General features: G+C 68.0%; 10 protein-coding genes. 5 read left to right on the top strand and 5 right to left on the bottom strand.

The window, feature by feature from the left end:
* Positions 1-201: 201 nt before the first annotated feature.
* Positions 202-672 carry a hypothetical protein gene (locus MZC64_RS46285; protein WP_247766041.1) on the bottom strand — a complete coding sequence of 157 codons (471 nt, stop codon included), beginning with the start codon at positions 670-672 and terminating at the stop codon, positions 202-204.
* Positions 669-2,843: a hypothetical protein gene (locus tag MZC64_RS46290; RefSeq protein WP_247766042.1), complete on the bottom strand. Its 2,175-nt coding sequence runs from the start codon at positions 2,841-2,843 to the stop codon at positions 669-671. The genes MZC64_RS46285 and MZC64_RS46290 overlap by 4 nt, the downstream gene beginning before the upstream one ends.
* Positions 2,844-3,415: 572 nt before the next feature.
* On the opposite strand from MZC64_RS46290, the gene MZC64_RS46295 reads away from it, so the two are divergent.
* Entirely contained in the window at positions 3,416-3,673 is a 258-nt protein-coding gene (locus tag MZC64_RS46295) for a hypothetical protein (RefSeq protein WP_247766043.1), read from the top strand.
* Positions 3,670-4,119, top strand: a complete 450-nt coding sequence (locus MZC64_RS46300; protein WP_247766044.1) for a hypothetical protein — start codon at positions 3,670-3,672, stop codon at positions 4,117-4,119. Before MZC64_RS46295 ends, MZC64_RS46300 begins: the two co-directional genes overlap by 4 nt.
* Before the next feature lie 214 nt (positions 4,120-4,333).
* On the opposite strand, the gene MZC64_RS46305 is transcribed toward MZC64_RS46300, so the two are convergent.
* Together MZC64_RS46305 and MZC64_RS46310 are read right to left on the bottom strand one after the other, a co-directional pair.
* Positions 4,334-4,747, bottom strand: coding sequence for a hypothetical protein (locus MZC64_RS46305; RefSeq protein WP_247766045.1), 414 nt, complete (start codon positions 4,745-4,747; stop codon positions 4,334-4,336).
* A 471-nt stretch (positions 4,748-5,218) separates the two neighbouring features.
* Positions 5,219-5,566, bottom strand: coding sequence for a hypothetical protein (locus MZC64_RS46310; protein ID WP_247766046.1), 348 nt, complete (start codon positions 5,564-5,566; stop codon positions 5,219-5,221).
* 1,560 nt (positions 5,567-7,126) lie between these two features.
* Here MZC64_RS46310 and MZC64_RS46315 point away from each other — a divergent pair.
* On the top strand, positions 7,127-7,681 hold the full coding sequence (locus MZC64_RS46315) for a hypothetical protein (protein WP_247766047.1): 555 nt from the start codon (positions 7,127-7,129) through the stop codon (positions 7,679-7,681).
* Between the two features lie 855 nt (positions 7,682-8,536).
* Here MZC64_RS46315 and MZC64_RS46320 read toward each other — a convergent pair.
* Complete coding sequence (locus MZC64_RS46320) at positions 8,537-8,977, bottom strand: hypothetical protein (RefSeq protein WP_247766048.1); 441 nt, start codon at positions 8,975-8,977, stop codon at positions 8,537-8,539.
* A 344-nt stretch (positions 8,978-9,321) separates the two neighbouring features.
* Between MZC64_RS46320 and MZC64_RS46325 the strand changes: the two genes are divergently transcribed.
* Entirely contained in the window at positions 9,322-9,495 is a 174-nt protein-coding gene (locus MZC64_RS46325) for a hypothetical protein (protein WP_247766049.1), read from the top strand.
* A 148-nt stretch (positions 9,496-9,643) separates the two neighbouring features.
* Positions 9,644-10,780, top strand: a complete 1,137-nt coding sequence (locus tag MZC64_RS46330) for a hypothetical protein (protein ID WP_247766050.1) — start codon at positions 9,644-9,646, stop codon at positions 10,778-10,780.
* Positions 10,781-11,287: the final 507 nt, after the last annotated feature.

Consider the following 11,287-nt stretch of genomic DNA (forward strand, 5'->3'; position numbering starts at 1 on the left):
CCCTGACTCGCCGGTCCGCTGCCTTTCCCTGCGGCAGCACAGTGTGGAGCCACAGTGCGCAGACGCGCCGTCCTCGTGCGATACCAACGGCCCTGATCGGCCCCTGCGCGCCACGACACTAGGAGGGGGCGCCAGCTGGCGGTGCCCGGCGCAGCCATCGCGCCGGGCCTCTGCTTCACCAGGGTTCAGGCCGCCGCAAGGCTAGGAAGCCACGGCCGGTGGCGGCTCGGCTGGCTGGGGAGGAACCGCGATATCCTCAGGCCAGCCCCGCGCGGAGGGCCATCGGCGCGATCCCATCGTGCCGCGCAAGCCCAGAATGTCGCAGCATCGGCCCTCGATCGCATCCAGCGCAGCGTGCGCGATGTGATCGTGCAGGTGCAGATACCTCAGGCGCGCGAAGGTCCTGCGGCGCACCGCGAACCGCTCGTGCTGGGCAAGCCGCGCCAGCAACCCGCCTACGCGGCTGGCCTGCCCCAGCCACACCACTCGCTCTTGCAGATCGGTGATGAGGTAGATCGCGCTGAGGATGTCCGGGCCGACCTGGAGCTGGTAGTCCAAAAACGGTATCCCGGTCAGCTCAGCGCGGACCAACAGCGGGCCCGCAACTAGCGGCAGCCGGGCGAGATTGCGGCGATACAGCAACGGACCGGCGACCAGCCTCCCGCGCGTCACTCGGCGACCTCAACGGCGAACTGGGCTGAGCGAGACTCCTGAAAGTCCGCCGGTGTGGCCTCCCCGCGTTTGAGGCTGGGAAGGAGTTCGATCAGTTTCTTACCATCGGCGACTACCGCGAGCAGCGCGCCTTCCAGCGAATCGACCGCGTCCGCGGTGTTGTCAGCCAGCGGCCTGGCCTCCGCCTCCGCCGCCGTGCGCACGAGATCCTCAGCGCGTTGGAAGGCCCGGACGAACGCATCGATCATGTCCCGGGTGACCGTGTCCTGGAAGCGACTCTGGGCAAGCACACGGAGGATGCCGGGATCGGGCGTGGGCTGCGCCGCCGGAATGATTGTTCCCCCGGCGGTCACGACCGTACGCGCACGGGTGGCGCGGCCGTTGACCTTGGGGAAGACGGTGTTGATCCAGGCCCGCGTCGCCGGAGCCCCGTCGATCGGTCGGCCGTCCTCACCGACCTGCCGCGGCGCAGTTCTGGTCTCGGTGGCGTGGGCCAGTTCGCAGAGCAGGCCGTAGGCGGCCTGCGGATTCTGGAGCAGCGCCGTGCGCAAGTTGGTCACCGACCGTCGCTGCAGCCGCCCGGCCTCCTCGGAGTCAGGGTCGGCGGCCTGCGCGGCGATGGACCCGCGGTCGGCCTCGATCAGCTTGGCCTCGGCCAGCCAGTGCGTACCGTGGATCAGCAGGAACCCGTCGAGCAGTGAGAAGTCCTTGCGCTGTGCCGCGTCTTTGACCTCGCGCCAGGTCGGCAGCACCGGCCGGATCGCCTTGGGCTTGAGAGCACCCGCACCCAGCGCGCCGTCAAGCAGGCGTGGGTTCCAGCGGTAGCTGTAGCCGTCGCTGGCACCGGCGGAGAACATGCGCAGGCGGTTCTGGACGTGCTTGCCCTGGGTCTGGGAGGGCGCCGGTTCGCCCAGCACGGTGCGGGCCCGCAGGGCCCGCTGGTCGCGCTCGCTGGGCTGGGGCGGGAAGACGGCGTCGAAAAGTGCGTGGTCGCGGCGATCGCGCGCATCCACGGTGGATTCCCTGGGGCGCGGGTCCGGGTCCGGGCCTTCACCGGCTAGCCACGCGCGCACCTGTTCGGTGATCAGGCCGTGGGTCTTGTAGTCACGCAGCAATGCCCGCAGATCGGAGGCGGACTTGTTGAGGAGCGAGTACTCCAGCGGCGGCCGGCGGTGGTCCACACGGTTGGAGTCAAAGACCATGCCGTGGAAGTCCTCATCGAGGACATCAGCGCCGGTGAGGTCCCTCGCGCCGGCCACGATGTGCATCTCGACGGTGGCGACCTTCGCCGCGTGCACCGCCATCGAGTGGCCGGAATGGTCCGGGTCGGCGAAGGCTTGCCGCAGAAGGTCGGCGAACACCGGAACCCAGTGCTGCGGATCTACGATCGGGATCTCAGTCGACTGGGAGGTGGGCTCCCCGGCGAACACGGTGTTGGGTCTGACACCGAAGATCATGTCGGCGGGGGTAAGCCCGAACAGCTCCAAGCGGCCCATAGTGCGGTTGGCGCCCTTGGTCGCGGTTAGCTCGACCAACTCCCTCATGCGCACACCACCGCTGGGGGTCGGCTCTTGGATCTTGCGCAGAAGCGGGACGTGCGTGGTGGGCTGCTGCTGGCCATGGAGGGCGAGATCTTGGGCGAGGTCGTAGTTGCGGTCCCCGTTGGCATCCTTGAGCGCGGCCTTCATCGCGCCCACCAGCCTCATGACCCTCTCATGCGGCACAGCCTCGGCGGTGGTGATGAACGGGGCGAGCGCCCCGCTGAGCGTTCTGCCGGTGACCAGGCACGGCAGCACCCTGGCCGGGTCGACCTGCGGGTGGACCGGGGCGCTGAAGGCGCTGCGGATGCGCTCGTTGTACTCACCGGCGTTGCCAGCGAACCCGTGCATCCTCAAGGTCAGGATGCACTCGCCGTAGTCGGTCGTGGACCAGAGGCTGGGCTTGAGCCGGTCCGGAGCACCGTTCTTGCCCAGGACGAGATGGTCCTTGGGGCGAGTGACGAATGGGGCGATGTCGGCGGCGATCGTGAGCGGCCAGCCCGTTTCCTCGGCCAGTGCGTGGGCCAGACGAGCGGTCCAGGACTTCGTGTCCGCGCCGGGATACGGGTTGACTCCCCGTACCGCGATGGTGTCCCCATCAGCGGGCAGGGCGGGGATGGGGTCGGTAGGCATCGGTTTGTCCTCAAGGCGGAATGGCCGACCGGCCAGGTGGCGGTGGGCCTGGTGTCGCTGTGACCTGGTGGTCCCAACGGGCACAAGCCCGACCACCCCCGCGAGGGTGCTCACGACCCGCACTGGCCTTCCACATGGTGTGGCACGGCCGGGCGGGATCCTGTTCCGCTCACCGTCGTGTCGCCGCGCCAGGGGTCCCGGCATTGCGGACTTCCCCCGACCTGCTGGACAGGCCACTGGAGGATGAGGACAGTTCACGGCATCAGGCTCGATGCGTGAACAGCACTGTACTCCCGGTCACCGACAGCCCGCGCTGAGTAGTCCCGGTCAGGTCCTGCCCCGGAAGCGGCGGGGCGGGGCTCGGCTCGTCGCCCGCGGACCAGTCACAGCCGGTCCGCTCGCGCCCTTACGGTCTTTGCTCAGTGACCCGAGCGGCTGGCGAGAGGTCACCTGGCGGAGTGAATTCAAGGGTGCCCCTATGCATTACTTCCGCGGACGCGAAACAGCAGGTCACAGAGCTAGGGTCCGGTTGGCGTGCCAACACTGATCACCACGTCGACAGGAGCGGGAACATGAGCAACCTGGGCTGCGGCCCCTACATCGGAGCAGCTGAGCTGACGCAGCGCGGCTGGACCGAGACGATGATTACGAAGCTTCTCGGCGAGCCCGACCACACCACACCCAACCGCGGCCGTCGCGCCGGCGGACGAATCCGCTACTGGCTGATCACCACGGTCGAGCAGATCGAGAACACCGAGCAGTTCCAGCAACTGCTGGCCGCCGCGGACAGCCGCCGCGCCTCCCAGCAGCGCGGCCGGGACTGCTCGTGACCGCCTCGGAGCGCGCCGAAGCCGCCCACGGGGACAGCCTGCTGGAGGAGCAGTTCACCGAACTACTGCTGCGTTTCCGGCACCGAGGGACATCGCTGTCAGCGGCGCTGGAGGAGTTGCGCCTGCTGACCCGGCGGCCAGCACTGATCGCCGAAGGCGAGCTGCGCGGGCTGCTGGCTCGCATCGACCAGGCCCACAGGGCGGGACAGCTGCGCGTGCACACCGGCGGCGCGTGGACCGGGGCGCCCACCGGGCTCGCCATCGCCGCGCTCTGTGCGGTGAGCAAGGGCAAGGTCAGGGCGGTGCGGGATGCCTACTACACCCTCTGTCTGGGGCTGGCGCCGTTGAACGCCGATGAGTTCACCCTCAGCGACCCGCTCCCGCGGGCGCGGGCTGGTTGGGTCACCACGGACAACGCCGAACCCAGACGGGGCAGCCGGTGCTGAATGCAACGTGACCAACCGGCCACCCGGGATCGGCTGAACCCCGACGCGGTCCTGGGGACGGATATCAACGCCGGTCCCTGACACTACGCAGTGGGCCCCGCCACCCTGGCACCCCGCTGCGTGGTCGATGCCGGGCCACCAGCCCCCTGATTGCACCCGCACCGTTATCGCAGCGTGCTGACGAGACGAAGACAGGCCACGCGAGTCTCGCTGATCAGGCGCCCTCCCCATCCATCTGCCCAAGCTGGGCCAAACCACGGTCTCCGACGGTGACCTCAGCAACGCCAGTCGCTGCCGCCAACGCAGCGCAATAGTCGTCGACCCCCACTACCCAGATCTGCGCCAACCGCGCGGCGAACTGGCGAGCCGTCACATCCACGATCAACTTGCCTTCCAGCAGCACCGCGCGATGCATGAACGCCAAAGCCCTGGTGGAAAACACATCGAGCCAACCGACCACAGTCGCTTCGTCCGCTTCATGTCCTACCGAACGCAACACGTCAATGACCTTCGGCGTCCACACCGCACAGTCGCCATCGACTAGCTGTTCAGGCAACTGCAGGCGATCAGCGAGGAGATCCCGGACCGCGCGACGGCTGTGGTCATCCCCGCTCAACGTCGTTGTCACATCTGGCATTCTATGCGCCTTCGAGGTGCAGACTGAAAGCAGACACCACGCCGCGCCGGGTCGTGCTCGTGTGCTCCAGGGTGGCAAGCGAGCCATGTGCAAACCTGTCCCGCGGGCAGGAGCGCACCAGCACCGAGATCGGTGAGTCCGGAGCCGATCCGGAACCACCTGTCACGACGTTCGCCGCGCGCCCGCCGCAGCAGAGATCCCGGGGCCGAGGTGGGTCCCGGGCACTATCCAGCGTAGTTCACCACAGCGGGTCGCCCACTCGTGCCGGAGCAGTCGCCGAGTGAACGGGGCGAACACGAACGACCTGGCCTGGCTACAGCCCGCTCCAACCCGGGCAGCCACCTGGACCGCAGTACCGGCCACCACCGGCACCACAGCAGGGAAAGCAGCGAGCCGCCGCGTAGACCCACCGTGAAGGACGACACGGCGACCGTGCTGGCTAGTGCGCGAATCGCGCCTCGGCTACCGCCGGCCCGGCATCCCTGGGCGAGGCCACCAGCGGAAGGCCAGCACGACCGTACTGACCAGGATCAGGGCGGCGAAGGCCAGCACCGCGTAGAACACCACCTCCACTAGCTCCGGCGGCACGGCGAGATCCAGGATCCAGAAGACCACCAGGGGGACCGGCGGCAGCACCAGCATGGGGCCGCCCCCTCGCAGCATCATGCTGAAGTCCCGCGCTGCGGCGGGCTTCCGCAGCGCGTCCAGCAACGGAAACGGCCGCGCCCGGCGGTCGGCGAGGTCCAGCCACCATCCTGCGCCCATGGCGGCCAGGCCGAGCACCAGGCCGAGGAGAGCAACCACGATCATGTCGGCCATCCTGGCACGGCACCGGCCGCGTTCCCCGAAGCCACCGCGGCTCACGCCCGCGCGCTGCGCACCGCCGCGTACCGCATTGCGGAGCAGGCGGCGACACCATTGGCGCACAACAGAATTCAGAGCCTCGCCAAATCCGAGGTGTCAGGAACCGACAGGACCTGCAGGCCCCAGGTTGCCCGAAGCAGTGGACATCGTCGCAGGATTGGCCCGGGTGCGGCTGGGCACGGCATCACAGGCCAACGCCAGACTGACTTGATCACCTCTGTGAGTACATGAGGTCCGCCTACCCTCGATGCCTCCACAGACGAGGTAACGGCAGCGGCCGCTGCCGAGCATGCCCCGGGCCTGCGGGAGGCGCACGGGACAGTAGCGGCCAGGCCATACACGTGCCCACCCACCACTGGCCCCAGGTTCCGTGCCCCCGCGATGCTCGACCAGTGAGGCCGGGTGGTGCCGACAGCTGGACGGTGACATGGTGCGCGCGAGTGCAGGCGCCCAGATCAGGTCTGGGGCGGCAACAGCTGATCATGCGCACGGGCTCGCTGGTGCGGCCAGTTCGCTGGGGCCATCTGCGACACTGCTCCAGTGGTGACCAGGACAAGCTCACTAGCGCGCCAGGCACTGAGCAAGACCCGCACCGACCTCGTCGGCAGGCCGTTAGGCCTGCTGCTGTGCGGGACACTGTGCGGATCGGCCCTCATGCTGATTCCTCAGTCGCTGAGCGGTCGGGCGCTGCCGCAGCTGCTGGAGTCGGTGGGCGCCACCACTGTCCTGTTCGGCGTAACCGTCCTGATGCTCGGGGGAGCGTATTTCTTGGCGTTGTGGATCTCCTACACCGCAGCGCGGCGGCGTAGGAGCAGACGTGGTTGACTGTCTGATCGCCCTGCGCTGCACGCCAAACCGCGCCAGCAGCGGCTGGCGCGGATCATCCGAATCTGCCGAGGTGCTGGACGTGAGGACCGTTGGTGGCATTGGTATCAGGCTGGGCCGCCTGGACCGGTTTCAGGCATTCTCCGATAGCCCCGCCATCCTCAACACCAGGCATTCGAGTACCAGAGCCACAATTCGGTGCATGGGCACTCGAGGGTGATCTCCCGCTCCCCAGAAGCGGGAGATCACCGCTGTGTTCACCGTCGGAATGGTGTCCTGGCCCTTGCCGCCCTCAGCGTAGCGAGTGACGGCCGATTTCTTCTGCAGGAAGCAGGAGGCCAGCCATGCAAGGCAACCTGCGCGGTGGGCCTACCCAGAGAGACTGGCCGCAACGGTATAGGCACTGGTCCAGAATTCGGAGCAGAACAGTCGACGTGCCACACGGTCGGTCAAGCCGTTCGCCGAGCGGGTGTTTCCCGTCCACCGTGCAGGGACACACCCTGACAACCGTGTCCGTTCAGCGCCACACCTGTGAGGCCCGCTGCCATCGGACCCACAACTCTGGCCATCTTCACTATGAGTTGCATCAGGTGCGTGAGAGCCTCCGCTGCCAAGATTCACCTGATAGCTGCCCCACCGCCTGTGAGGATGTCTGTGCTCACTACCGTTCAGGTCCGCGCCATGCTCGACATCGCCGGCTGGGACCCCGCCAGCATACAAACCCAGCTCAGCGTTGACACACAAGCACTCCAGCACACCGAGGGCTACGACTCCGAGGGTGTCGAGCTGGCCACACTGCTCGGATTCCTCACCCGGCAGCTGGCCCGCGAGTTGAGGGAGACTGTGACCAGCGGTGCAGACATCGCCGCGTTCCTTGCCCGGATGGCGGCCTGTTCTCCGCAGGGCATAACCCTCGAGGGCCAGGACACACTGCAGGAAACCACCTTCGCCGCGGTGTGGCTTGATGAGTGGGTCTCTGCGGTTCTGAGCGAGGCGAGTTCCCCTGAGCATGGCCAGCCTCTCACTCCGCGGGTGGCCGAGGCAGCCTCAGAGGCGACGCTGGGGGTGAAGGTGCTGCTGGAGTACCTCTGCGCGCAGCGCGCAGAGCACGCTGCAGCCCAGCTCAACGAGCAGCTCGCCTTCGCAGTGGAGCGTCTCTGCTCGGCGGGCAACCTCGCCGCGCAGATCCGCAACAGTGCCGCAACTCCGGATCCCCACGGTGGCAATCAGGCGTGACCAGGCGCCGGCCCTTAGACCGTCTGCAAGCCTGCCGAGTAGTGCCTCGGCGAACTGCTCGAACCTCTCCCCACGAGGAGGCGGCAGTGGGGTCCCACAACGGCACGAGACCAACGTGCACATCACCGACGCCGCGTGGCAGGCGCTGGAGCAGATCCGATCCGAGCAAGGACTGCCCCGGGCCACGATGGTGCCTGCGCTGCTGGTTGAACACCTGACCCGGCAGGAGCACCTGGACCACGGCGATCGGCTGATCCACATCTCCGCGGTAGTCGGCCCGGTTGTGCCCCGCCGTCGCCGGGCTCGTGCCGCGCTGCTGGCCAGCTCGAACGAGTGGGTAGTGCGGGTGCGGATCGAACCGGAGATTCGCTCCCCGGCAGGGGCACTCGCGCTGTGCTTACCCGGCCAGACCCTCGGCTGCGGACACCGGGACCACCAGGCGCGCCCGCTCACCGACACCCCGATTACCGCCATCGCGCGCCGGACGGCCTTTCCACGACCAGCTGGTCGCAGACCTGCCTCCGCTGATCCAATACCGGCGAGCACACGGACTGCTGTACTTGGCGGCAGCGGCCACCATCACCCGGGCCGAGATGGCGCTGAGGGAAGACCTGGAGGAGAACCGGGAACGCGAACGCCGCGACCGGTGTGCTCCACCCGCCATCGCGACCCGCAGGCACCGAGACCAGCGGCGGATCACACGAGGAAGTCGCGGTAGCCAGCGCAGGGCGACAGACCACGATCACCAAAGCGTTCGCCACTACCTTGTGCCACCTAGTCATTCGGCGCTCCACCGCCCCCGCCACGATGCCCGGCGGGGGACAGCGGGGTGCTAGCGGCCACCGCGGAGCCGGATCAGAGGGTTGGTGGCTGCACCGAGGAGTCCGGGCCGAAGATTCGCTCAGCCCAGTGCTCAACGTCGTGGGGGTGATCGAGGCTGATCTGAATGTCCATCACCCCGGTCCCGGCGGAGACAGGCACGTCCCGGGTAGCGGTGCGGAGCTGCTGTGCGATCAGTGCCGGAATCCACGGCGGAAGGTCGTCCCCGGTCACACCCTCCGCCCGCGGGACGAAGGTGGTGTCGATATCACGGGGCAAAGGCTGGAGCACCAGCACGACCTTGGCGCCACCCTCATAACCTGCGACCGCCTCGATCCAGGCGTCACTGACCGGCATCGGGATTCCCCGCGGGGCGGAGTGGATGTAAGCCATGACCTCGTTGTCGATGCGGTGCAGCGAGGTCACCAACGGAAGCTGGGCGATCTCCTGCTCGTCTTCTGGCGCGAAGATCAGCATCGGGGCAGCTGGGTCGACCGCGGCGAGAACGCACGTCGTGAAATGCACAGAACCTCCTGAACGCATACGGGACCAACGGTGCGCACCCCCGCTAATGCGAGGAGAGAACGGAACACCAGCTGAGTGGCAGGGTCCCGCTCAGGCGCTGCCATCGGATCATCCCCACCGGTGTGGGGTGCAGGTTCACGAGGCAGTGCAGCGGCCCACCGGGTGGCGGCTGCACCGCGCACTATATCGAGCACCACTGACAGCCCCGCCAGAGCCAGGAGGAGAGCCGTGCTCAGCGAGGTGGCGGTGCGCAGCCCTGACCGGTGGCCCGCTCAACCCTGGAAGTACCCACCGGGATGGCCATCGCCGCGCTCTGCACGGTGAGCAAGGGCAAGGTCAGGACGGTGCGGGATACTCAGCACACCCTCTGTATAGGGCTGGTGCCGCCCCGGCCGAGGCTCATCAGCTGCGACGACTTCGCCGTCGGCGCGAACACACCGGCGATGGAGACCAACGCCGCACCCGCATGACCACCACACGGAGCAGAACGGGTAGAACGCACCCATGCACCTTGCCCCCGGGACGCGCTACGCATCTGCAGAGCATCTTCGCTGTGTCGCCACCGAGGACGGAGCGGAAGCATGGTGGCTGGTGCCTGGCCCCCGCGGTATCGATGCCGTGCTGGTCGACACGCCCACCTTCGACACCGTCGCCGCCCTGCGCCGGGGTCTGCCCCACTTCCAGATTGCCGACGGCGAACTCCAATTCGGCCTGACGCTCTCGCGCACGGGAGCGCAGGGCGTGCGGCTCGTCGACCGCGAGTTCCAGCTGATCGAGCAGCCCAACCGCGGAGTCGGCATCCCCCCGAGGCCAGTGCAGCTGTCCCCGGCGGCGCGCCAGCAGATCATGACACCCCTTGCCGACTCGGCGCTGCCCGCAGACCTGGTGGCTCTGCTGGCGCACCAGCAGGCATCGGCCCCACGGCGACGAGAGGTGGAGGTATCCCAGATCCTGGGCGCCGTGCGCTACGTCCTGCTCGATGGTCACAGACGTGTCGTGGCAAGCCGACGAGGATCCTGGAAGCACCCCTACACTGCCCGCGCACTGCTCAGCACCGCGTCGGCCGGGAGCGCCATCCCCACGGGCACTTGTCCCCCGAGCTGGAACGACGGCCTCCTCCTGCTCACCGAGGACCTGGTCCGGGAACAGGAGTTGCCGTGGCTGCCGATCCGTGTACCACCTGCGGATACCCCTGCACCTCGGGAAAAACGAGCCCGCTATGCCTTCCGGAAGCTGGTCCGCTCGATCGACCGGAACTCCGAGCTGGGTTGCCAGGGTGAGCTGCTGTGGCCGGAGGCGGTGGTGGAGTTGCCCCCTGGCGCGCTGCTGTGCGGGGAAGACCCACACCTACGCCGCCCCAGCCGGCTGCGGATATGGCGTGTCCGCGAAGACGGGGCCCTGGTGTCCCTGCATGAGGGCACGGGGTCCGACCGCTTCCACCGAGTCCTCACCCAGCTACTCGAGGAATACCCCTGTCCTCTGCCCCAGTCCCCGCTTATCCCCGGTCCCGCCGGCCCGTGGAGGCGCCACCCCGACATCCCGGTACGGATACTCGACATCGGCAGGGAAGGTCTGGCTCCCGGCGCGGCCGCCAACCCCTACCGTGGTCCCTGTTACCGGTGCGGTGATGTGGTCGAGGCGACCGAAGGCGTTCTCGACACCGCCTGCGGAGGCCGTCGACCGCGTCACCTGGGTCGGTGCTCACCCCATGTCGCGTTGCGCCAGCCTGAATCCGCCGACCTGCGTGACGAGTAAGGCCCCCCTACCGGTGCGAACGTCGCTCGTGGGAATGCAACGGAGGAACCGGCGTCCTGGGGCTGAGGCTCCGGAAGTAGGACTCGGTGCACCGCGACCGCGGACCCGGTGCAGGCCGCGATCCACAGCTGGCACCGGGACCGCGACAGATCCACACCCCCTGCGACAGTCACACCCGAACGGACTCTGCGCTTCCACCGACCTGGACGCAGCCGACGCCGCTGCCGTTGACAGCGGTCTCAGCCATGATCACCCACCCGACCGCGTGACCGTCACGGATTCATTCCCGGCGCGTGCTCCCCGGAGACCGACGAGATTTCCGAGGAGAGATGCCTGGACCCGAGGCACATTGACCCGGCCGTCACCGGCCAGCGGGGAACCCGGTCCCACAACGGGAGCGGCGGTACCTCACGAACCCGCTGACGCCGCACTAGTGTCCTGCGCCTGAAATCCGCTATCTAATTGTAGGATTCGGCGATGGCGGGTCGTGGACGGTCCAAGGTCGAG

Source organism: Crossiella sp. S99.2 (genome assembly GCF_023094165.1).
Lineage (GTDB): Bacteria > Actinomycetota > Actinomycetes > Mycobacteriales > Pseudonocardiaceae > Crossiella.

What these genes read in the sequence shown, in the direction of transcription:
- MZC64_RS46290 (WP_247766042.1), bottom strand. Translation starts at nt 2,843, where the DNA reads ATGCCTACCGACCCCATCCCCGCCCTGCCCGCTGATGGGGACACCATC.
- MZC64_RS46295 (WP_247766043.1), top strand. Translation starts at nt 3,416, where the DNA reads ATGAGCAACCTGGGCTGCGGCCCCTACATCGGAGCAGCTGAGCTGACG.
- MZC64_RS46310 (WP_247766046.1), bottom strand. Translation starts at nt 5,566, where the DNA reads ATGATCGTGGTTGCTCTCCTCGGCCTGGTGCTCGGCCTGGCCGCCATG.
- MZC64_RS46315 (WP_247766047.1), top strand. Translation starts at nt 7,127, where the DNA reads ATGCTCGACATCGCCGGCTGGGACCCCGCCAGCATACAAACCCAGCTC.
- MZC64_RS46320 (WP_247766048.1), bottom strand. Translation starts at nt 8,977, where the DNA reads ATGCTGATCTTCGCGCCAGAAGACGAGCAGGAGATCGCCCAGCTTCCG.
- MZC64_RS46325 (WP_247766049.1), top strand. Translation starts at nt 9,322, where the DNA reads ATGGCCATCGCCGCGCTCTGCACGGTGAGCAAGGGCAAGGTCAGGACG.